This is a genomic window from Plantibacter sp. CFBP 8804, assembly GCF_014841225.1.
GTDB lineage: Bacteria > Actinomycetota > Actinomycetes > Actinomycetales > Microbacteriaceae > Plantibacter > Plantibacter auratus.
This window is the reverse complement of the sequence record NZ_JACYTU010000002.1, coordinates 462324-484618: the sequence shown is the minus strand read 5'-3', so window position 1 is coordinate 484618 and position 22295 is coordinate 462324. Positions and strand designations below refer to the sequence as shown.

At 70.0% G+C, this 22295-nt stretch carries 20 protein-coding genes; 3 read left to right on the top strand and 17 right to left on the bottom strand.

The genetic code is table 11. The annotated features are described in order from the left end of the window. Window positions 1-5 precede the first annotated feature (5 nt). From IFU11_RS07600 to IFU11_RS07545, 12 genes are all read right to left on the bottom strand, one after another. Entirely contained in the window at window positions 6-1604 is a 1599-nt protein-coding gene (locus tag IFU11_RS07600) for an SDR family oxidoreductase (protein WP_192018574.1), read from the bottom strand. A gap of 28 nt (window positions 1605-1632) precedes the next feature. Further along, window positions 1633-2493, bottom strand: coding sequence for an aldehyde dehydrogenase family protein (locus IFU11_RS07595; RefSeq protein WP_086473916.1), 861 nt, complete (start codon window positions 2491-2493; stop codon window positions 1633-1635). Next, window positions 2490-3986, bottom strand: a complete 1497-nt coding sequence (locus IFU11_RS07590) for an aldehyde dehydrogenase family protein (RefSeq protein ID WP_192018573.1) — start codon at window positions 3984-3986, stop codon at window positions 2490-2492. Before IFU11_RS07590 ends, IFU11_RS07595 begins: the two co-directional genes overlap by 4 nt. Before the next feature lie 6 nt (window positions 3987-3992). Next, complete coding sequence (gene deoC, locus IFU11_RS07585) at window positions 3993-5015, bottom strand: deoxyribose-phosphate aldolase (RefSeq protein WP_192018572.1); 1023 nt, start codon at window positions 5013-5015, stop codon at window positions 3993-3995. Continuing rightward, complete coding sequence (locus tag IFU11_RS07580; protein WP_137243268.1) at window positions 5012-6013, bottom strand: sugar-binding transcriptional regulator; 1002 nt, start codon at window positions 6011-6013, stop codon at window positions 5012-5014. The genes deoC and IFU11_RS07580 overlap by 4 nt, the downstream gene beginning before the upstream one ends. Before the next feature lie 145 nt (window positions 6014-6158). Further along, window positions 6159-7394, bottom strand: coding sequence for an MFS transporter (locus IFU11_RS07575; RefSeq protein ID WP_079707148.1), 1236 nt, complete (start codon window positions 7392-7394; stop codon window positions 6159-6161). Continuing rightward, window positions 7391-8098 carry a hypothetical protein gene (locus IFU11_RS07570; protein WP_137243269.1) on the bottom strand — a complete coding sequence of 236 codons (708 nt, stop codon included), beginning with the start codon at window positions 8096-8098 and terminating at the stop codon, window positions 7391-7393. The genes IFU11_RS07575 and IFU11_RS07570 overlap by 4 nt, the downstream gene beginning before the upstream one ends. Before the next feature lie 101 nt (window positions 8099-8199). Beyond that, window positions 8200-9132 carry a bifunctional riboflavin kinase/FAD synthetase gene (locus IFU11_RS07565; protein WP_064294502.1) on the bottom strand — a complete coding sequence of 311 codons (933 nt, stop codon included), beginning with the start codon at window positions 9130-9132 and terminating at the stop codon, window positions 8200-8202. After that, window positions 9129-9548, bottom strand: coding sequence for a hypothetical protein (locus IFU11_RS07560; RefSeq protein WP_064294503.1), 420 nt, complete (start codon window positions 9546-9548; stop codon window positions 9129-9131). Before IFU11_RS07560 ends, IFU11_RS07565 begins: the two co-directional genes overlap by 4 nt. 102 nt (window positions 9549-9650) lie before the next feature. Next, entirely contained in the window at window positions 9651-10019 is a 369-nt protein-coding gene (locus IFU11_RS07555) for a hypothetical protein (protein WP_192018571.1), read from the bottom strand. Then, on the bottom strand, window positions 10016-10951 hold the full coding sequence (gene truB, locus IFU11_RS07550; protein ID WP_192018570.1) for a tRNA pseudouridine(55) synthase TruB: 936 nt from the start codon (window positions 10949-10951) through the stop codon (window positions 10016-10018). The genes IFU11_RS07555 and truB overlap by 4 nt, the downstream gene beginning before the upstream one ends. Before the next feature lie 64 nt (window positions 10952-11015). Then, window positions 11016-11690: a uridine kinase gene (locus IFU11_RS07545; protein WP_192018569.1), complete on the bottom strand. Its 675-nt coding sequence runs from the start codon at window positions 11688-11690 to the stop codon at window positions 11016-11018. A gap of 38 nt (window positions 11691-11728) precedes the next feature. On the opposite strand from IFU11_RS07545, the gene IFU11_RS07540 reads away from it, so the two are divergent. Further along, entirely contained in the window at window positions 11729-12613 is an 885-nt protein-coding gene (locus IFU11_RS07540; RefSeq protein ID WP_307783492.1) for an A/G-specific adenine glycosylase, read from the top strand. Window positions 12614-12967: 354 nt separating this feature from the next. Here the strand turns inward: IFU11_RS07540 and rbfA are convergent, their stop codons facing one another. The 4 genes from rbfA to nusA form a co-directional block, all read right to left on the bottom strand. Continuing rightward, the gene (gene rbfA / locus IFU11_RS07535; RefSeq protein ID WP_079707157.1) at window positions 12968-13405 is read right to left on the bottom strand and encodes a 30S ribosome-binding factor RbfA; all 438 of its coding nucleotides are present in this window, start codon (window positions 13403-13405) and stop codon (window positions 12968-12970) included. 118 nt (window positions 13406-13523) lie between these two features. Beyond that, on the bottom strand, window positions 13524-16292 hold the full coding sequence (infB, locus tag IFU11_RS07530) for a translation initiation factor IF-2 (protein WP_138944642.1): 2769 nt from the start codon (window positions 16290-16292) through the stop codon (window positions 13524-13526). Window positions 16293-16579: 287 nt separating this feature from the next. Next, window positions 16580-16849 (bottom strand): YlxR family protein, encoded by a 270-nt coding sequence (locus IFU11_RS07525; RefSeq protein ID WP_124769566.1) that lies wholly within the window; start codon window positions 16847-16849, stop codon window positions 16580-16582. 5 nt (window positions 16850-16854) lie between these two features. Further along, window positions 16855-17856 (bottom strand): transcription termination factor NusA, encoded by a 1002-nt coding sequence (gene nusA, locus IFU11_RS07520; protein ID WP_079707160.1) that lies wholly within the window; start codon window positions 17854-17856, stop codon window positions 16855-16857. 207 nt (window positions 17857-18063) lie between these two features. Between nusA and IFU11_RS07515 the strand changes: the two genes are divergently transcribed. Next, window positions 18064-19773 (top strand): sensor histidine kinase, encoded by a 1710-nt coding sequence (locus tag IFU11_RS07515; RefSeq protein ID WP_192018568.1) that lies wholly within the window; start codon window positions 18064-18066, stop codon window positions 19771-19773. Then, the gene (locus IFU11_RS07510; protein ID WP_064295346.1) at window positions 19770-20450 is read left to right on the top strand and encodes a response regulator transcription factor; all 681 of its coding nucleotides are present in this window, start codon (window positions 19770-19772) and stop codon (window positions 20448-20450) included. Before IFU11_RS07515 ends, IFU11_RS07510 begins: the two co-directional genes overlap by 4 nt. Before the next feature lie 49 nt (window positions 20451-20499). Here the strand turns inward: IFU11_RS07510 and IFU11_RS07505 are convergent, their stop codons facing one another. Next, a complete protein-coding gene (locus IFU11_RS07505; protein ID WP_079707162.1) occupies window positions 20500-22257 on the bottom strand; it encodes a proline--tRNA ligase in 1758 nt (585 codons plus the stop codon). Window positions 22258-22295: the final 38 nt, after the last annotated feature.

Genomic DNA, 22295 nt, shown 5'->3' with positions numbered 1-22295 from the left:
CCACGCTACTCCGCGGCCTCCGGCGTGGGTCGGGAGGCCTGCATGTCCGCCTCTGCGGAGTCCACTGCGTCGTGCTCCTCGGGAGACACCGGGCCCACCCGGCTCTTCCGCTGGGCCGAGGTCTCGGACGGCAGCGCGACCGCCGCCTCCGTGATGCGGTTCGCCATCCCGTTGAAGATGATCCCGTGGAAGGGCAGGATCGCGAACCAGTAGAGGCGTCCGCCGAGCCCCTTCGGGAAGAAGACGGCGCGCTGCCGGTAGACCGAGCCGTCGCCGACCGGGGTCGCGCTCATCTCGAGCCATGCCAGACCGGGCACGCGCATCTCGGCGCGCAGGCGCAACATCCGACCGCGTTCGAGGTACTCCACGCGCCAGAAGTCGAGGGCGTCCCCGACGCTCAGGTGCTGCGGATCGTCGCGACCACGTCGCAACCCGACACCACCGACGAGCTTGTCCATCCAGCCACGGATCGCCCACGCCAACGGGAAGGAGTACCAACCGTTCTCGCCGCCGATGGACTCGATCACCGAGAAGAGACGGTCGGCGCTCGCGGAGGTCTTCCGTTCCTTGAGATCGATGTAGACGGTGTGTCCGGCCCAGTCGGGGTCGCTCGGCAGCGGGTCGCTCGGCGCGCCGTCCACGGTCGCGTTCCGCCAGGAGGTCTCGACCTCACCGTCGCGCATGCGCTGCAGCGCGAGGCGCACCGCACGTCGGTAGCCCGTCAGGCCGCCCTCCGGCGGCGGGATGACCGCGTCGATGTCGTGGTCGCCCATGACGCAGTCGACGAGCAGCGACTCGATGATCGGCGACGCGAGCCGGCGCGGGATCGGCGTCACGAGGTTCACCCACTGCGAGGCCAACCACGGGGTGAGGACCGGGAGCGGCGCGATCGGGCGCTGCGGGAGGCCGGCCTCGACGGCATAGCCGTTCATCATCTGTCCGTACCGGAGGACGTCGGGGCCGCCGATGTCGAAGGCCCGGTTCACGTCGCGGTCGACCTCGGCGCTCGCCAGCAGGTAGTGCAGGACGTCGCGGACCGCGATCGGCTGGATGAAGTTCCGGACCCAGCGCGGCGCCGGCATGTACGGCAGGATGTCCGTCAGATGGCGGATCATCTCGAAGGAGGTCGATCCCGAACCGATGACCACGCCGGCCTGCAGGACGATCGTCGGAACACCCGAAGCGAGCAGGATCCGCCCGACCTCGGTGCGGGACCGCAGGTGCTTCGACAACTCGACGCCCTCCGGGTGCAGGCCACCGAGGTAGACGATGCGCGACACCCCTGCCGCGGCAGCGCCAGCGGCGACGTGCTCGGCGGCGTCGAGCTCCGTCTGCTCGAAGTCGCCCTTGCCGCCCATGGAGTGCACGAGGTAGTAGACGACGTCGACGTCCGCGCAGGCCGATGCGACCTGAGCCGCGTCGCCGAGATCGCCCTCGACGACCTCCACCTGATCGCGCCAGGGCACGTCGGTGAGCTTCTGCGGCGAGCGCACGAGCACCCGGACCGTGTACCCGGCCTCCAGCAGCCGCGGCACGAGCCGCCCGCCGATGTAGCCGGTGGCACCCGTGACGAGCACGCGCTTCGGAGTCGATGATTCGGTCATGGGTNCACCACGCGGGTGCCACGAGTCGCTACAGGAGCGCCTTCGTGTGCCAGACGGTCTTCACCTCGGTGAACGCGGTGATCCGGTCGAGACTCGCGGGGACCGAGCCCCGGGAACCGTTCGGGCGGACCACCCGTTTGAGCGTCTCGGCCGCGAGGACCTCGAGCTCGATCCAGTCGAGCTCACCGGCGCCGGCGAGGTCGATCGCGTTGACGTCGGCGTGCGATGCGAGCCACGGAGCCATCTCAGCGGGCGATCCGGTCAGCACGTTCACGACGCCGCCGGGGACGTCACTCGTGGCGAGCACCTCGGCGAGGCTGATCGACGAGAGCGGCAGGCGCTCGCTCGCGATCACGACGACCGTGTTCCCCGCGACCAGCGCCGGAGCGACGACGCTCACGAATCCGAGGAGCGACGAGTCCTGCGGCGCGATGAGCGCGACGACGCCCGTCGGCTCCGGAACCGAGAGGTTGAAGTACGGACCGGAGACGGGGTTCGCTCCACCGACCACCTGGACGTACTTGTCCGCCCAGCCCGCGTACCAGACCCAGAGGTCGATGGCCTCGTCGACCTGTGCTGCGGCCTTCGCCTGCGAGACACCTTCGGCCTGGACGATCTCCTCGATGAACTGCGCCCGCCGACCCTCGAGCAGCTCGGCGATGCGGTACAGCACCTGCCCGCGGTTGTAGGCGGTGGCACCCGACCAACCGGCCAGCGCCGATCGTGCGGCGACCACCGCGTCGCGGGCGTCCTTCCGCGAGGCGAGCGATGCGTTCGCGAGGAACTCCCCCTTGGCGTTCGTCACCTCGTACGTCCTTCCGGATTCGCTGCGTGGGAACTTGCCGCCGATGGCGAGCTTGTAGGTCTTCGGGATGGTGAGCCGGCTCATCGCTGGGCTCCCTTCTTGGCAGCCTTGGGGGCCGCGGTGGGGGCGGACAGTGCGGAACCGGCCGGCGCGAGGTAGGCACCGAGCCCGTGGCGGCCACCCTCGCGGCCGTACCCGGACTCCTGGTACCCGCCGAACGGGCTGGCGGGATCGAACCGGTTGAAGGTGTTCGCCCAGATGACGCCGGCGCGGAGCTTGTCCGCGACCGCGAGGATCCGGCTGCCCTTGTCGCTCCAGATCCCGGCCGACAGTCCGTACGGGGTGTTGTTCGCCTTCGCGATGGCCTCCGCGGGCGTCCGGAAGGACATGACCGAGAGGACCGGCCCGAAGATCTCCTCGCGAGCGATCCGGTGGCTGGTGGACACGTTCGTGAAGATCGTCGGCGCGAACCAGAACCCGTTCTGGGGCAGCTCGCAGTCCGGGCTCCACCGTTCGGCGCCTTCGAGCTCGCCGATGTCCGAGAGCTCGCGGATGCGGGCCAACTGCTCGGCCGAGTTGATCGCGCCGACGTCCGTGTTCTTGTCGAGCGGGTCGCCGACGCGCAGCGTCTGCAGACGGCTCTTCAAGCGGTCGACGACCTCGTCGTGGATGCTCTCCTGGACGAGGAGCCGGGATCCGGCGCAGCAGACGTGACCCTGGTTGAAGAAGATGCCGTTGACGATGCCTTCGATGGCCTGGTCGATGGGGGCGTCGTCGAACACGATGTTCGCGGCCTTGCCACCGAGCTCGAGCGTCAGGCGCTTGTCGCTGCCGGCGATGGTCTTCGCGATCTCGCGCCCGACGGCGGTCGACCCGGTGAAGGCGACCTTGTTGACGTCGGGGTGGCGCACGATCGCCGCCCCGGTCGCTCCGGCACCCGTGACGATGTTCACGACACCGGCCGGCAGCTCGGCCTGCTGGAGGATCTCGGCGAAGATGAGCGCCGTGAGCGGCGTGGTCTCGGCCGGCTTGATGACGACCGTGTTGCCCGCGGCGAGCGCCGGTGCGACCTTCCACGCGAGCATGAGGAGCGGGAAGTTCCACGGGATGACCTGCCCGGCCACGCCGAGGGCACGGGGGTTCGCGCCGAGGCCCGCGTAGTCGAGCTTGTCGGCCCAACCGGCGTAGTAGAAGAACCAGGCGGCGACGAGCGGGACGTCGACGTCGCGGGACTCCTTGATCGGCTTGCCGTTGTCGAGGCTCTCCGCCACGGCGAGCTCGCGGGCGCGCTCCTGGACGAGGCGCGCGATCCGGAAGAGGTACTTGCCGCGGTCGGCGCCCGACAGCTTCGACCAGACGCGGTCGTAGGCACGCCGCGCGGCGGTGACGGCGCGATCGACGTCGGCGTCACTCGCCGCGGAGATCGTCGCGATCGACTGCTCGGTGCTCGGCGAGATCGTCTGGAAGGTCCCACCAGTGCCCTCGGTGAACTCGCCGTCGATGAAGAGGCCGTACTCGGAACGGAGGTGGAGGACGGAGGTCGACTCCGGGGCTGGTGCGTATTCGAGGAAGCTCATGATGTCCTAGTCGATGGTGACGTAGTCGGGGCCGGAGTAGTGGCCGGTGGTGAGTTTCTGACGCTGCAGGAGCACGTCGTTGAGGAGGCTCGAGGCACCGAAGCGGAACAGGTGCGGCTGAAGCCACTCCTCGCCGACCGTCTCCGCGACGGTCACGAGGTACTTGACCGCGTCCTTCGAGGAACGGATGCCGCCGGCGGGCTTCACACCGATCTGCTCACCGGTGAGGCGGTGCCAGTCCCGGACGACCTCGAGCATGAGGAGGGTCACCGGGAGGGTCGCGGCGGGCGCGACCTTGCCGGTCGACGTCTTGATGAAGTCGCCGCCCGCGAGGATGGCGAGCCAGGAGGCGCGCTTCACATTGTCGTAGGTGTTCAGCTCGCCGGTCTCGAGGATGACCTTGAGGTGTGCCGACGTGCCGTCGCTCCGACGGCAGGCCTCCTTGACCGCGACGATCTCGTCGAAGACCTGGCCGTACCGACCGGAGAGGAACGCACCCCGGTCGATGACCATGTCGATCTCGTCCGCTCCGGCGTCGACGGCGTCGGCCGTGTCGGCCAGCTTGACCGCGAGGGAGGCGCGTCCGCTCGGGAAGGCCGTCGCGACCGCCGCGACGTTGATCCCGCCTGCGTCGTGCCCCGCACCCGGCTGCGTGTGCGCCGCGCCGAGCGCCTCGACGGCGTACGGCACCATGTCGCCGTAGACACAGACCGCGGCGACGCGCGGGGTGGTCGGGTCCCCGGCGTCCGGCGTGATCGCCTTGGCCACGAGGGAGCGCACCTTGCCGGGGGTGTCGGCGCCCTCGAGGGTGGTGAGGTCGATGAGTTCGATGATGCGGTCGAGCGCCCAGGCCTTCGACGTCGTCTTGATCGAGCGCGTTCCGAGATCCGCTGCGCGCTGTTCGAGCCCGACGGCGTCGACGCCCGCGAGGCCGTCGAGGTAGCGTCTGAGGCTGGCGTCGGTGACGGGGCCGTCGACGAGTTCGAGCGCCGTCGGCTTCGCCACGAGGTCGCCTGGTGGTGTGGTCATGGTGCGTTCCTTCCGAGCAGTTCCTGCTCCGGGGTGTGCTGCTTGGCGGATGATGGTTCGTGGTCGGCGAGCAGTGCCGTCGCGGTCGCCTCGTCGGTGACGAGCACGGTGCAGAGGCCGCTGCTGACGACGGCTCTCGCGACGGCGTGCTTCTGGGCTCCCGCGATGACCGCGATGCTGCGACCGGCACGCCGGAGCGCTTCGAGTCCGAGCCCGACCGTGCGCTCGTCGAGTGTGGGGTCGACGATCATGCCCTCGGCGTCGATGTAGCGTCCGACGACGTCGCCGACGGCACCGCGTGCGACCAGGACGTCGACGTCCGCGGCCGTGAGGTAACCGCTGTGGACGAGGGCGGAGTCCGGTCCGGCCACGCCGGCACCGTACAGGTAGGTGTCGGCCGCTGCGGCCGTGCTGAGCACCTCCGCGACGGTGCGGTCCGACTCGATGCTCAGCTTCGTCTCCAGGCGCTCGAAGATCGCCGGGCTCGGGAGCAGGGTGACGTCGCCACGGCCCTTCTCGGCGATCCGTGCAGCCGTGGCGGCCGCGGTGCCGACGCGCTGGTTGAGGCTCACGCCGCCGTTGATCTGCACGACGGAGAGCCCCGTCGCCCAGCCGTCGGACAGGTGGTCGGCGATATCGCGGAGTGTCCTCCCCCAGCTCACGCCGAGCGTCCGCGGCACCGGTCGCATGGCACCGAGGTAGTCGGCCGCCGCGCGCGCGACGCGTTCGTGGAGGTCGGCACTGTCACTCGGACTCGGCACGACGACCGCGTCCGTGAGTCCGAAGCGCTCGCGGAGCGCCCGTTCGAGTGGGAGGCGGCGTGCGCGCGGGTGCACGATCTCGATGCGGATGTAGCCGAGTTCGCGGGCTTGGGCGAGGAGCCGACCGACCTTCCACCGCGTGATGCCGAGCAGCGCGCCGATCTCGTCCTGGGTCTTCGTCTCGTCGTAGTACAGCTCCGCGGCGCGCACCGCGAGCAGCTCGTCGCTTTCGATCACCTCGGGCCTCCTCCGGATCGTCTCCAGCCTAGGACGCCGTCACCACCCGGACAACGCCTGTTGGTACCCATGCTCAGATGAGCAGAGGCCGGTGCGCGGATGCGCATCGTCGCCGGGGATCCGTCCGGAGGTCGAAACAGACCGGTCAGCGACCGCGTGCTGCGAGGTCTGCCTCGATCGTCGTCGGTCGGCCGGTGATCCGGCCGGCGATGGCGCACAGCGCGCCCGTGGCCAGCAGGAGCAGCAACGGGACGGTCCACGATCCGGTCACGGCGTGCAACAGGCTCACGACCAGGGGGCCGAGTGCACCGAGGGTGTAGCCGACGCTCTGCACGAAGCCGCTCAGGGCGACCGCGCCCTCGTGGGTCGCCGTCCGCAGGTTGATGAGCACGAGGGCGAGCGGGAACAGCAGCGGGCCGAGCCCGGCCAGCAGCACCCACAGCCACGTGAGCGTCGCCGGCCACAGGAGCAGCCCGAGATAGCCGAGCACGAAGCACGCGCTCGCGACGTAGACGAGGACGGCGACGTTCCGCAGCCTCGCGACGAGCATCGGGACGATCAAGCTCGCCGGGACACCCATCGCGGAGAAGAGCGAGAGCAGCAGGCCACCCTGGGCCGGGGTGACGCCGGCGACGTCACCGACGATGGTCGGGAGCCAGGTGAACATCGCGTAGGCGTTCAGCGACGAGGTGGCGAACACCGCCGCGATGGCCCACGCGATCGGCGAGCGGTGGACGAGGACGCGACCGGCGCGGGGCACCTCCTCGATCTCGGGGTCCGTCGCGGCGGCGGCCCGGGCGTCTCGACGCTCCCGGACGATGAGCGTGATCCAGGGCAGCACGGCGAGCATGGCGACGATGGACCACACCCCGAGCGACACCTGCCACCCCGCCGCATCGGCGACCGGTACGGCGATCAGCGGCGGGATGAACGTGCTGACCGACAGGACCGTCGCATAGAGGGAGGTGACGAGGCCGACGCGGTCGGGGAAGTACTTCTTGACCAGCGGTGGGAGCACGACGTTGCCGATGCCGATCCCGGCGAAGCAGAGCGCACTCCCGATCGCGAGGACGGCGAAGTCGGGGGCGAGCGAGCGCATGAGGTGCCCGGCCACGATCGACCCGAGTGCGATGAGCAGCACCGGCTCGAGGTGCAGCCGACGCACGAGTCGCGGGGTGAAGACGCCGAAGAGGGCGAAGCACAGTGGCGGGAGCATCCCGAGGAGCCCCAGCCCGACCGACCCCACGCCGATGTCGCCGTCGATCTCGGCGAAGATCGGCGACAGCGAGGTGACGGCCGTGCGGAGGTTCGCCGCGACCAGCACGATACCGACGAGCGCGAGGGCCCTCCCCCGCCACAGGGGCGGGGTTTCGGGAGTCACGCGCCCCAGTTCGGCGACGGCGCCACGACACGCTCGATCGGTGCGGCGTCCGAACCGATCACGCCGACCGCCCAGGACCGGGATTCGACTCCCGGCTCGTCCCCCACCGGCGGGATGGGCGTGACGTCGGCCCGGATGAACACCCCTGGCGTACCGTCAGGCAGGGTGTAGCGCTGGACATCCTCCGGTGCGGCTCCCTCGGCACCCGAGACCTCCGCAGCCACGGCTTCGGTGTCGTCGCCCACAGCGTAGCCACCGACCACCTCGATCCGGACACCCGACTCCTCGGCGGACTCGACGAACACGACCGTCGCAGGGGTGTACGGCTCGCTCTGCTCGACGTCGCTCTCGACGACGGCCAGGCCACCCCAGGTGTAGCGGGTGCCGGGTGGGGTCTCGTTCCCAGCGGGATCGGCTGAGACGACGGGGTCTGCGCCGAACGCGGCCGTGAGGGCTGCAACGAGCGATGCGGCGGGGTCGAAGTAGCGCGCAGAGGCGATCAGCGTGTCGTCCTCCGCGACGACCTCCACGGTCTCCGCGCCGATCACGACGCGCGAGGCCACCGGCGCGGGTGCCGCCGTAGGTGTGGACGACGTTGCGGTCGTCGTCGGGCTGGCACTCGGCGCAGCCGCTTGCGGCGCGCAGCCGACGAGGAGCAGGAGACCCGCGACGAGCGCAGGCAGGACACGAAGACGTGAGTGCATGGTTGGATTCCCCCGGGTGATGTGGCCCGAACGGGCGTTCACCAGCCTATCGATCGGCACGTTCATGCGCGTCGGAGACACCCCGAGACGCAGCGCGTCGGCTAGGACAGCATCCGGCGCGCGCGCTCGACGTCGTCGGTCATCTGCACGATGAGCGGCTCGATCCCGGTGAAGGCGACCATCCCGCGGATGCGCTCGACGAACTGCACCTCGACCTCGTCGTCGTAGAGGTCGAGATCGGTCTCGTCGAGGACGTAGGCCTCGACCTGCTTCTGCGGGACGCCGTCGAAGGTCGGGTTGTTCCCGACCGAGATCGCCGCCGGATACCGACGTCCTCGCCAGAACAGCCACCCTGCATACACGCCGTCCGCGGGGATGAGACCCTGCGAATCGGGAGACAGGTTGGCGGTCGGGAAGCCGAGTTCCCGGCCACGCTTGGCGCCGTGGACGACGACACCCCGCACGCCGGGCGGACGACCGAGGAGCCGCGACGCCTCGCGGACGTCCCCCTCCTCGAGGAGTTCGCGGATCCAGGTGGACGACACCCGACGCCCGCCGCCGGGACGGACGTCGTCCACGACGCGCACGGAGAAGCCGTAGACCTCACCGAACGACTCCAGCGTGGCGACCGTGCCGAGGCCGCGATGGCCGAAGCGGAAGTCCTCGCCGACGAGGACCGTCTTGGCATGCAACGCTCCGACGAGGATCGAGGTGACGAACTCCTCGGGCGTGAGCTGGGCCAGGGTCTGGTCGAAACGCAGCAGCAGGGCCGCGTCGACCCCGGCGTCCGCCAGGAGACCGAGCTTCTGCTCGTTGCTCACGAGCGACGCCGGGCAGCGGTCGGGGTTGATGAGGCTCAGCGGGTTGCGGTCGAAGGTGACGGCGACGGAGCTGAGACCGGCTGCCGCGGCCTCCTCGAGGAGCGCGGCGACGACCGCACGGTGACCCGTGTGGACGCCGTCGAACTTGCCGATGGTGACGGCCGACGGTCCGAAGGCGTCTGGGACCTGGTCGAGCTCGGTGAACGTGATCATTTGCCGGTACGCCGATGTCCGGCCAACCACCACAGTCCGAGGACCGGGAGGACGAGCGGGATGTAGACATAGCCGCGGCCGAAGCCGGACCAGACCGTGTCGTGGGGGAACAGCTCGGGATCGAGCAGGCTCAGCAAGCCGACGATCAGGACCCCGGCGAGTTCGAAGGAGATCGTGGCCCATGCGATCCGCCGCCAGACGGCGCCTGGAGCGACGAGCGAGACGGTCGCCAGGATGTACACCACCGCGGCGACGGCCGAGAGCAGATAGGCCAGTGGCGCCTCGTCGAACTTGGTCGTGATCTGCACCACGGACCGGCCGGTGGCGGCGAGCGCCAGGATGCCGTAGACGGCGACGAGCACGACCCCGACACCACGGACGCGTGGGCGGGCTGGAGCGGTGGTGGGGAGAGGCATGACCCGACGATTCTATGCGACGCAGGCCCTCACCCCGGCACTTCGCGACGGTCACGCGAGCTGCGGTGCCGTCGTCCTCCACCGCCGTCCGTGCGCCGACGGTCAGCCGAGCTGGACGGTCCAGATCTGCTCCATGCGGTAGAGCATCACCGCGATCGCGAGACAGACGACGCCGAGGACGACCGTCGACCATCGGGTGCGTTCGACGAGCGCCCAGAATCCGCCGGCGATCGGCAGGATCATCGCGGAGACGAGGTAGGTGTAGAACTCGGGCACACTCCCCGTGGCGGTGTTCCCGAACGCGGGCGCGGCGATCGCCACCACCAGCTGCGCGATGAGGAGGACCTCGACGAGTGCCGTCGCCCCCATCGTCAGGTCGTTCGGCGCGCGCCCGGCGAACCCGAGCACGATGCAGAGGAGCCCGGCCGCGACCGCGACCGCGATCTGGGCGAGGGTGAACCACTCGATCATGCCGGTTCCTCCGCCGGGAAGTTCACGACCGACTTGAGCGAGCCGCCACGGCGCTCGACGAGCCCCACCAGTCGGCCGTCCGGCGCGAGGGCGGCGATCGGACCGGTGTGGCCGGCCGGCAGGTCGCGTTCGAGCCGCTTCCCGTGGCCGAGGTCGACCGCCTCCTGCTCCGTGAGCTCGAGGGCACCGAACAGCCGCTTCGCGACGTCGGCCGGGTGCAACAGCGCCGTCTCAACGTCGAGGTCGTCGATCGTCGATGCATCCGTGACGTCGAAGGGTCCGATCCGGGTCCGGCGAAGCGCGGTGAGATGGCCGCCGACGCCGAGGGACGCCCCCAGGTCGCGGGCGAGGGCGCGGATGTAGGTGCCGGAGGAGCAGACGACCCGGACGTCGACGTCGACGGCCGCTCCATCCCGACGGATGGCCAGCACGTCGAACGCGCTGACGGTGACCGCGCGGGACTTCAGCTCCACCTCGATCCCCTCGCGGGCCAGGGCGTAGGCGCGCTTCCCGCCCACCTTGATGGCGCTCACCGTGCTCGGCACCTGCTCGATGTCGCCCGTCAGCGGACGGATCGCGGCGATGATCGCGTCGTCGTCCACGGCAGCCACCACGGCCTGGTCGGCGCGCTCGGTGACCTCACCTTCGGCGTCGTCGGTGGAGGTCGCCTCGCCGAGGCGGATGGTCGCCGTGTACTCCTTGTCGAGACCGACGATGAACGTCAGCAGTCGGGTCGACGAGCGCGTGCCCAACACGAGCAGCCCGGTGGCCATGGGGTCGAGCGTTCCCGCATGCCCCACCTTGCGTGTGCCGGCGAGCCGTCGCACCCGGGCGACCGCGTCGTGGGAGGTGTGCCCCTGCGGTTTGTCGATGAGGAGGATACCGGGACGAGCGGACGCCGACCCGGGTGCTGCTGTGCTGTTCTCGACCACCCTGCAACGGTACCAGCGGCGCTCGGCACCGCCGGGCGGCCGGAGCACCCCTCGGCGGCGGCGCTCAGCAGAAGTCGGCGAAGATCCGCCGTGGGTGCCGCTCGTCCGTGTTGTCCACGAGGGCGGTCGCCCGCGCGGTCGGGTCGTCGTCCTTCCGGTAGAGCGCCTGCCCGCCCACGTAGCGCGCGTTGGACGGCGCCGTCGGCTCGGCGTCGACGCCGAGGCGCTCGTGCAGCCGCTCGTAGGCCGTCGCCATCGGGACGTCGAGCCAGACCGACGCATGCCAGAGGCCGCGGAGCTCGGGACGGTTCAGGAAGACGCCGTCGACGATGAGGACGGCGTCCTGCGGGCCGGTCGTCCAACGCAAGGGAGCGCCGACGTCGCGCTGCTCGTCGAACCCGACGAGTTGGAAGCCGGCGCTGCCTGCCAGTCGGAAGGGTTCGACGAGCACCCGGCGGAACAGCGAATAGTCGAACGAGTCGAGCCAGTAGCCCTCGGCCGAGTCCCGCCCCCGCGCGTACCGTTCCTCGCGAGGACGGTGGAAGTCGTCGATCGAGGCACGGAACACCGCGCGTCCGGCCTCGTCGAACACCTCGGCCAGTCCGTCGGCGAACGCCGCCGTGCCGGAGCCGCTGACGCCGTCCACCGCGATGAGGGTGCGGCCTCGTGGGTAGTCCCGCTGGAACTGGTCTCGCAGCTGCCGGAGCAACTCGATCCGTGGTGTCGTGACGAGCTTCATAGCGCCGAGCCTACCCGCGCGGATCGTAGGCTGGTGCGGTGCCGCCCGAACCCTCCGACCTCGCCCCGCTCGTGACGGGATGGTTCCGCACTAACGCGCGCGACCTCCCGTGGCGACGCCCGGGGTTCCCCGCCTGGGGCACGCTCGTGTCGGAGTTCATGCTCCAGCAGACGCAGGTCAGCCGGGTGATCCCGCGGCTCGAGGAGTGGCTCGGGCGCTGGCCGACGCCCGCCGACCTGGCGGCCGAACCACCGGCCGAAGCCGTCCGCGCCTGGGGCCGACTCGGCTATCCGCGCCGAGCGCTCTGGCTCCATGCGGCGGCCACCCAGATCGCCGAACGGCACGACGGCATCGTCCCGTCGGACGTGGACCAGCTCCTGGCGCTCACCGGCATCGGCGACTACACCGCCCGCGCCGTCGCCGTCTTCGCCTATGGGGACCGGCACCCGGTGGTGGACACGAACACCCGACGGGTCATCGCCCGCGCCGTCCGCGGCCAAGGCGAGCCCGGCCCACCGAACGCCAAGGCGGACCTCCCCGCCATGGAGGCGCTCCTGCCGGAGTCCCGCTCGGAGGCAGCCGTCTTCAACGCAGGGTTGATGGAGATCGGCGCGGTGGTCTGCACGGCTCGAGCCCCGCGGTGCGAGGAGTGTCCGCTCCGCGAGGTGTGCGCGTGGCGCGCGGCGGGATACCCGGCCTACGACGGACCGGTCAAGACGAAGCAGAAGCAGTTCGCGGGCAGCGACCGACAGGTCCGGGGCATCATCATGGCCGAGCTCCGCTCGACCCACCGCTCACTGACGGACGAGGAGCTCCGGGCGCTCTGGCCCGACGGCGAGCAGTTCGACCGCGCACTCGCCGGACTGGTCGCCGACCGCCTCGCGGTGCGCGTCGACGGCGGGTACGCCCTCCCCCACGACTGACCGGTCCCTGAGCCCTGCCCGGTCTCTGAGCCTTATGCGGCCCCTCAGCCCGAACCGCCCCTGAGCCCCAAACGGCCCCTCAACCCCAAACGGCCCCTCAGCCTCAAACGGGCCCTGAGCCTGTCGAAGGGCGCACTTCGACAAGCTCAGTGACCGAACGAAGGAATCCGCCCTTCGACAAGCTCAGTGACCGAACGAAGGAATCCCCTCGTCGACAAGCTCAGTGACCGAACGAAGGAATCCCCTCGTCGACAAGCTCAGTGACCGAACGAAGGAATCCCCTCGTCGACAGGCTCAGTGACCGGATGAAGGAATCCCGGTCCCTGAGCCTGTCGAAGGGGTTGTGCGAGGTGTCTAGTCCTCGGCGTCCACGTCGCGCGGCTTGACGTAGGGGTCCTCGTCGCCGGCGTAGGCGGCACCGGCGGCAAGCCCGGCCACCTCGGTGTCGCGGTTCTTCGCCTCGCGCAGCAGGTCTTCGATGTGCTGCGCGTTCTCCGGGATCGCGTCCAGGAAGAAGTCGAGGCTCGGGGTCAGCCGGGTGTTGATGTTGCGGCCGATCTCGGCACGCAACAGGCCCTTGGCGGACTCGAGCGCGGCCGAGGTGTCGGCGCGTTCCTCGTCGGAGCCGTACACCGTGTAGAACACGTTCGCGTGCTGGAGGTCGCCGGTCACCTGTACATCGGTGATCGTCACGAAGCCGAGCCGCGGGTCGCGGATGCCCTTGTCGAGCCGTTTGGCGATGACTTCCTTGATGCGGTCCGCCAACTTGCGGGCCCTGGGGTTCTCTGCCATCTCGTCCTCCTCTGATGACCGTCGGGCGGAGGGCCGCCCCCCGGATGCTGCACACACAATACAAGCAGGAATCCCCGCCGCCCTCCCGGAGGAGGACGACGGGGACCGGCCGAGCGGACTAGCCGCGCGGCTTCTCCTTCATTTCGATCGTCTCGATCTCGTCGCCGATCTGGATGTCGTTGAACTTGCCGAGACCGATACCGGCCTCGAAGTCCGTACGCACCTCGGTGACGTCGTCCTTGAACCGACGCAGCGATTCGATCGCCAGGCTGTCGCCGACCACGACGCCGTCGCGGATGACCCGCGCCTTGGCGTTCCTCGTGATCGTGCCCGAGCGGACGATGACACCCGCGATGTTGCCGAACTTGGAGGAACGGAACACCTCGCGGATCTCGGCGACACCGGACTGGACCTCTTCGTACTCGGGCTTGAGCATGCCGGTGAGGCTCTGCTCGACGTCCTCGAGTGCGTTGTAGATGACCGAGTAGAACCGGACGTCCACACCCTCACGGGCCGCACGCTCGCGGGCCTTCGGGTCGGGGCGCACGTTGAACCCGATGATGATCGCGTTGTCGATCGTGGCGAGGTTGACGTCGGACTCGGTGACCGCACCGACACCGCGGTGGATGATCCGCAGCTGGACGCTGTCGTCGACGTCGATCTTGAGCAGCGACTCCTCGAGTGCCTCGACGGCACCGGAGACGTCACCCTTGATGATGAGGTTGAGCGACTCGACCTTGCCCTCTTCGAGTGCACGGGTGAAGTCCTCGAGCGAGATGCGCTTGCGAGCCTTGGCCAGAGCGGCGTTGCGCTCCGCGGCTTCACGCTTCTCGGCGATCTGACGCGCGGTGCGGTCCTCCTCGGTGACGAGGAAGGTGTCGCCGGCCCGAGGAACACTCGAGAGGCCCTGCACCTGGACGGGACGCGAGGGACCCGCCTCGGCGACGGTGTCGCCGTTCTCGTCGACCATCGCACGGACGCGGCCGTAGGCCGTACCGGCGACGATCGCGTCACCGACGCGGAGCGTACCCGACTGGATGAGGACGGTCGCGACGGAACCGCGGCCCTTGTCGAGCTTGGCCTCGATGGCCACACCGCGTGCATCCTTGTTCGGGTTGGCGCGCAGGTCGAGACCGGCGTCCGCGGTGAGCAGCACGGCGTCGAGGAGGTCCTTGATGCCGGTGCCGGCACGAGCCGAGACGTCGACGAACATGACGTCTCCGCCGTACTCCTCGGCGACGAGGCCGTACTCGGTCAGCTGCTGGCGCACCTTGGCCGGGTTGGCGTCGGGCTTGTCCACCTTGTTGACCGCGACGACGATCGGCACGTTGGCCGCCTGCGCGTGGTTCAAGGCCTCCACCGTCTGCGGCATGATGCCGTCGTCGGCCGCGACCACGAGGATCGCGATGTCGGTGACCTGCGCACCACGAGCACGCATGGCGGTGAACGCCTCGTGACCCGGGGTGTCGATGAAGGTGATCGGACGCTCGATGCCCTCGTGCTCCGCGACGACCTGGTACGCACCGATGTGCTGCGTGATGCCACCGGCCTCGCCGGCGACGACGTTCGCGTTGCGGATGGCGTCGAGGAGGCGCGTCTTACCGTGGTCGACGTGACCCATGACGGTGACCACGGGAGGACGGATGGCGAGGTCCTCGTCGGACTCGTCCTCCAGCTCCTGGTCGAGGTCGATGTCGAAGCCCTCGAGGAGCTCCCGGTCCTCGTCCTCGGGCGAGACCATCTGGATCTTGTAGCCGAGCTCGGAACCGAGCACGTCGAAGGTCGCCTCGTCGAGCGACTCCGTCGCCGTCGCCATCTCACCGAGGTGGAACAGCACCGTGACGAGGTTGCCGGGGCTGGCGTCGATCTTGTCGGCGAAGTCCGAGATGGACGCGCCACGACGCAGACGGATGATGGTGTTGCCGTCGCCGCGGGGGACGCTCACGCCGCCGAGCGACGGGGCTTCCCGCAGCTCGAATTCGGCCCTCTTCGTCCGCTTCGACTTACGTGCCTTGCTCTTGCCGCCACCGCGACCGAAGGCACCTGCGGTACCACCGCCGGGTCCGCGACCACGACCGCCGCCGCCACCGGGGCGACCCGCGAATCCACCGGCGGGTGCACCACCGGGGGCACCACCGGGACGGAAACCGCCACCGGCGCCACCGGGACGGAAGCCGCCGCCACCGGCGGGACGACCTGCGCCACCCGGACGACCGGGACCACCGGGACGCTGACCCTGGCCGACGCCCGGACGGGGCGAGCCGGGGCGCGGAGCCTGCGGACGCGGGATGTTGCTGGGGTTCGGACGCTGACCCATGCCCTGAGCCGCTGCGAACGGGTTGTTCCCCGGACGCGGCGTGCCGGTCGGGCGCTGGCCCATGCCCTGCGAGGACGCGAACGGGTTGTTCCCCGGACGCGGAGCACCGGGACGGGGGCCGCCCGGCTTCGCGGCGTCGCCGGAGGGCGAGTCGCCGGCGGCCGGAGCAGCGGGTGCGGACGGTGCCGCCGGAGCAGCAGCTGCGGGTGCCTCCGCCGCAGGGGCGGGGGCGGCCGGAGCCTTCGGGCCTGGGGCGGCCTGCTTCGGCGCAGGCGCAGCGGGCGCCTCGGCCTTGGGGGCGGGTGCCGCGGGGGCCGGAGCCTTGGGTGCGGCGGGACCCGGGGTGGGAGCGCCGGGCGTGGCCGGTCGCTTCGCCGGGGCGGCGGGGGCGGCTGACGCCTTCGCGCCCTCGGCCTCGAGGGCGGCGCGCAGCTTGCGGGCCACCGGTGGTTCGATACTGGAAGACGGTCCCTTGACGAACTCGCCCAATTCCTTGAGCTTCGCCATGGCGATCTTGCTGTCTACTCCGAGTTCGGATGCGATCTCGTGTACACGTGGTTTTGCAGCCACAATTCTCCTGTCTGAGCTTGCACCCAGGCAGGGGCAAGCGTTAGTGGTGGACGGTGCTCATTTCGAGCCGCTCATGAGTTGTCCATTAGCCGTTCAGCCTGTTCTCTCGGAATGCCGCACCCGGGTGGGGCGGCAGCAGGATGAAGGCCCGGGATCCGGGCCTGATACCTGCGGTGGGAAGCACGGTGTGCGCCGGAGCGCTCTCGCGTGCACTCACCATCGTACACCCCGACCCTGGGTGCGGGCTCACCACCGGATCGTGAGCGGGTCGTTCGAGCCCGACGACGTCATTCAGCCGTCGGCACGGCCGGTTCCGTCGACACGAAGGCCCGGACCGCCGAGGCGTCGGGTCCCGCGGTCAGTCTGAGCGCCCTCGTGAACGCCCGACGCTGCACCGCCTGGTCGACGCACGCCGACGTCGGGTGCACCCAGGATCCGCGGCCCGGCAGGCGCGCCGCGGCGTCGGGGACGAGCGCCCCCTCGACCGCGACGACGCGCAGCAGTGCCGAGCGCGGCTCGCGACGGCGACAGCCGACGCAGGTCCGCACCGGTTCCATCCGGCTCAGTCCGATTCGAGGATCGAGTCCGGCTGGATGTCGATCTTGGCGCCGGTGAGCTTGGCGGCGAGACGGGCGTTCTGCCCCTCCTTGCCGATCGCGAGCGACAGCTGGTAGTCCGGCACGAGCGCCCGGACGGCCTTGAGCGACTGGTCGATGACGTACGAGCTCGTGACCTTGGCCGGCGAGAGCGCGTTCGCGACGAACGTCGGCAGGTCGGGCGAGTAGTCGACGATGTCGATCTTCTCGGCGCCCAGCTCGTCGGTGACCGCGCGGACACGACGCCCGAGCTCACCGATGCAGGCGCCCTTGGCGTTGATGCTCGGGTCGTTCGCCTTCACCGCGATCTTGGTCCGGTGTCCGGCCTCGCGAGCAAGCGAGACGATCTCGACGATGCCGGAGGCGATCTCCGGGACCTCCAAGGCGAACAGCTTCCGTACGAGTCCGGGGTGGGTGCGCGAGACGGTGATCTGCGGACCCTTGAGGCCCTTCGTCACGCTCGTCACGTACACGCGGATGCGCGCACCGTGCGGATACTCCTCACCGGCCACCTGCTCCTCGGGCGGAAGGATCGCCTCGATGGTGCCGAGGTCGACGTGGATCATGCGCGGGTTCGGGCCCTGCTGGATGACGCCCGCGATGATGTCGCCCTCGCGACCCTTGAACTCACCGAGGACGGCGTCGTCCTGGATGTCGCGGAGCCGCTGGAAGATGACCTGCTTCGCGGCGAAGGCGGCGATGCGGCCGAAGTCGTCCGGCGTGCTCTCGGCCTCACCGATCAGGACACCCTCGTCGTCGAACTCGGGCACGAACACCCCGACGTGGCCGGTCTTGCGGTCGAGCTGGACCCGCGCTGCCGGGACGTCGCCGCGCGCGGTCGTGTCGGTACCCTCGGTGCTCTTCAGGTACGCACTCAGGATGGCCTGCTCGATGATCACGACGAGCTCCTCGAACGGGATCTCCTTCTCGCGTTCGATCGACTTCAACAAACCGAGATCGATGTCCATCGATGGCCTCCTCTATTCAACTGGTGGTGCCGCGGCAAGACGTGCAGCGGCACGACGGGCATGCTGCTGCCGTGCTGCCGAACCCGTCTGTCTACGGTACCGGATGCCGAGGGGTACGTCATCCACCCAGCTGGGAAGCCCCCGCGCGTCCTCGAGGGTCCCGCTCCCGGCTCGACCGCGTCTCGGGGCGGGTGACATGATTGGCCAATGGTCTTGGGCGAGCTGCGGAACGTCATGCGGAGCACGAGGGTGAGGATCCTCGTCGCGATCCTGCTCGCGACGACGCTCGCGATGACGCTCGTGGGCGTCTCCACCTACACGCTCGGCCGGCAGCAGACACTCGCGACCATCGACGCCCGCCTGGAGCACAGCGCCGAGCTCATCGCCTTCATGGTGGTCGGTTCAGGGGACTCCGCCGAGGCCCCGGCGACGAGCGACGCGGCCGTCGACGCGGTGATGCGACGCTGGATCTTCGCCGAGGACGAGACCGCCATCGGTGTGCGCGCCGACGGCTCGACGGTCGCGCCCAGCGCCCCGTCCGCGTTCCGCCTGGACGACGACCCGCAGCTGCTCGAAACCATCACGGCGCGGTCGTCCCGCGGCGTCGTCACGGGCGAGGCCACCGGTGACCGCACCGTGCGGTACGCGATCATCCCGGTGCAGGTCGTCGGCGACCCGAACGTCGCCCACGTCGTCATCGCCACCGACGTGCACGCGGCACTCGCGGAGTCCCGAGGCATCCTCGCCGTCGAGATCGTCGTCGCCGTGGTGTGCCTGCTCCTGCTCGGCCTCGTCGGCTGGCAGCTCGCGGGTGGACTGCTCCACCCGATCCGACTGCTGCGGGACGCCGCCGCCCGCATCACCGAGTCGGACCTCGACGAGCGGATCCCGGTCGTCGGTCGCGACGACGTCTCGGAGCTCACCACGACCGTGAACGGCATGCTGGACCGGCTCGACGAGGCCTTCACCAGTCAACGCCAGCTGCTCGACGACGTCGGCCACGAGCTGAAGACGCCGCTGACCATCGTGCGCGGACACCTCGAGCTCCTTGATCCGTCCGACCCCGCGGAGGTGGCCGCCACCCGCGACCTCGCCCTCGACGAACTCGACCGGATGAGCTCCCTCGTCGCCGACATCACGGAACTCTCGACGGCCGGACTCGCGTCGACCCTCGACCGGGAACCGGTCGACATCGAGGCGTTCACCGCCTCGGTCCACGAGAAGGCCACGGCGATCTCGACCGAACACGAGTGGACCCTGGGCGAGCAGGCCGCACTCACCGCGGACGTCGACGCCGGGCGCTTGGCCCAGGCCTGGCTGCAGCTCGCGGACAACGCCGCGAAGTACTCCCCGGCCGGGTCGACGATCGTGATCTCGAGCCGGTTCGACGAGTCGGACGACCCGGCGCTCGTGCTCTCCGTCGCCGACGACGGGCCCGGGGTGCCGGAGGCGCTCCGCGAACGCATCTTCGACCGGTTCACCCGGGTGAGCGGTGGACGGGGTGTCGCAGGCTCCGGCCTCGGCCTGTCGATCGTGCAGGCGATCGCCGCGGCACACGGCGGGTGGGCCGAGGTCGAGGACACGCAGCAGGCCGGCTCCCTCTTCAGCATCCGACTACCGCTCGCGGTGGCGGACGACGACGAGGGGTCCGACGCGGACCTCGACCTCGACCCGGACGAGACCGCGGCGATCCCCCGCAGCGCGATGGCCCAGGCGATCGCGCTGCGAGAGGCGCAAGCTGCTCAGGAAGCCGCTGAGGCTCAGACGACCGCGGCGATGCAGGCCGGGCCGACACCCGGCGATGCACGCCCCGCGAACGACGCACCACCACGCTCGCGAGCACCGTCCCCTGAGGACGACTTCCCGGACCTCGTCGACACCTCGGCTCGGCGGAGTGCGCCGGAGGACCACGCATGAGCCGGATCCTGGTCGCCGAGGACGAGACGCGGATCTCCGCGTTCGTGAGCAAGGGCCTGCGTGCCGCCGGCCACACGGCAGACGTGACGGTCGACGGATCACAGGTCGTCGAGCTGGCGGAGAGCGGCGACTTCGACCTGCTCGTCCTCGACATCGGACTCCCCGGCGTCGACGGCTTCGAGGTGCTCAGACGGCTCCGCGACGACGGCAGCGAGCTCCCCGTCATCATCCTGACCGCCCGCGATTCCGCGCGAGACCTCGTGGCGGGCCTCGACGGCGGGGCGAACGACTACATGTCGAAGCCCTTCCGGTTCGAGGAGCTCCTGGCCAGGATCCGCCGACGCCTGGCAGAGCGGGCACCGGCGTCGACCACCGCCGTCCAGGAACGGCTGTCGGTCGGGCATCTGGAGCTCGAGCTGCGCGAACGGCGCGTCCTCGTCGACGGTGTGCCGGTCGAGCTGTCCACCCGCGAGTTCGCCCTCGCCGAGGAGTTCTTCCGCCACCCGGACCAGATCCTCAGCCGGGAGGAGCTCCTCAGCCGGGTCTGGGGCTACGACTTCGATCCCGGTTCGAACGTCGTCGACGTCTACGTGCGGTATCTCCGGAACAAGATCGGCAAGGACGCCATCGCGACGGTCCGCGGAGCCGGCTACCGCCTCAGCACGAGAGCGCAGTAGCGGCCCGTCATCAAGACGGGGATGACGACCGCTCCTGCGCTCTCGCGGCTCAGAGGGCGAGGTCGGCGATCGCGACCCGGTCCTTCGTGCCGGCGGCCCGGTCCCAGAGCTCGACGAAGCCCTCGGTGGCCTCGCGACCGACGACCACCACGACGGGCACGCCGATCAGCTCGGCGTCGCCGAACTTGACACCCGGGGACACCTTGCCGGTGCGGTCGTCGTAGAGGACGTCCTTCCCGCTCGCCTCGAGCGAGGCCACGAGTTCCTCGGCCACCTCGAAGATCGCCGCGTCGCGTCCTGCTGCGACGACGTGCACGTCGAACGGGGCGACGGCCTTCGGCCAGATGAGACCGCGCTCGTCGTTGTTGCCCTCGGCGATGATCGCGAGGATGCGCGTGATCCCGATGCCGTAGGAGCCCATGGTCACCGTGACGAGCTTGCCGTTCTCGTCGAGCACCTTCAGTCCGAGCGCCTCGGCGTACTTGCGCCCGAGCTGGAAGACGTGTCCGATCTCCATGCCTCGAGCGAGCTCGACCGGTCCGGAGCCGTCGGGCGCGGGGTCGCCGGCGCGGACCTCCGCCGCCTCGACGAAGCCGTCGGCGGTGAAGTCGCGCCCGGCGACGAGGCCGAAGACGTGCTGCTGATCGACGTTCGCGCCGGTGATCCACTCGGTGCCGTCGACGACCCGAGGGTCGAGGAAGTACCGGATCTCCGTTGCCGACTCCTCACCGAGGACGGGCCCCTGCGGGGACCACGGTCCGATGTAGCCCTTGACGAGCCCGGCGTTCGCGGCGAAGTCCGCTTCGGTCGCGGCCTCCACCTCCGCGGGGCTGAAGGCCACCTCGACGCGCTTGAGGTCGACGTCGCGGTCGCCCGGCAGGCCGATGACGACCAGCTCGCGCGTGCCGTCGAGGTGCCGCAGTGCCAGCACGACGTTCTTGAGCGTGTCGGCGGCCGTCCAGGCCCGTCCGTCGTCGCGCGGGTGTCGCTCGTTGGCGAGGTCGACGAGCGTCGAGATCGTCGGGGTGTTCGGCGAATCGAAGACCGTCGCGGGTGCCAGACCCTCGATGGGGCGGGCCTCCGGGACCTCGGTGGTGTAAGCCTCGACGTTGGCGGCGTACCCGCCGGCCGAACGCACGAAGGTGTCCTCACCGACCGCTGTGGGGTGCAGGAACTCCTCGCTCCGCGAACCGCCCATCGCGCCGGCGTCGGCCTGCACGATCTCGTACTCCAGGCCGAGCCGCGTGAAGATGCGCTCGTAGGCGTCGCGCTGCGCCTGGTAGCTCGCGTCGAGCCCGGCGTCGGACACGTCGAACGAGTAGGCGTCCTTCATGGTGAACTCACGACCGCGCAGGAGGCCTGCCCGGGGACGGGCCTCGTCGCGGTACTTGTCCTGGATCTGATAGATCGACAGGGGCAGGTCCTTGTAGGAGGAGTACAGGTCTTTCACGAGCAGGGTGAAGACCTCCTCATGCGTCGGCGCCAGCAGGTAGTCGGCACCCTTGCGGTCGTGCAGGCGGAAGAGGGCGTCGCCGTACTCCTCCCATCGGCCGGTGACCTCGTAGGGCTCGCGCGGCAGGAGCGCGGGGAAGTGCACCTCGAACGCGCCGGCGTTCGCCATCTCCTCGCGGACGATGGCCTCGATCTTGTTCTTCACCCGCAACCCGAGCGGCAACCAGGCGAAGACACCCGGCGCCTGGCGTCGGATGTACCCCGCCCGCACCAGCAGGCGGTGACTCGTCACCTCCGCGTCGGAAGGGTCTTCACGGAGCGTACGGAGGAAGTAATTCGAAAGGCGCGTAACCACCTGTCCATGCTAGTCCGTCACACGCAGGCCGCCCGGAA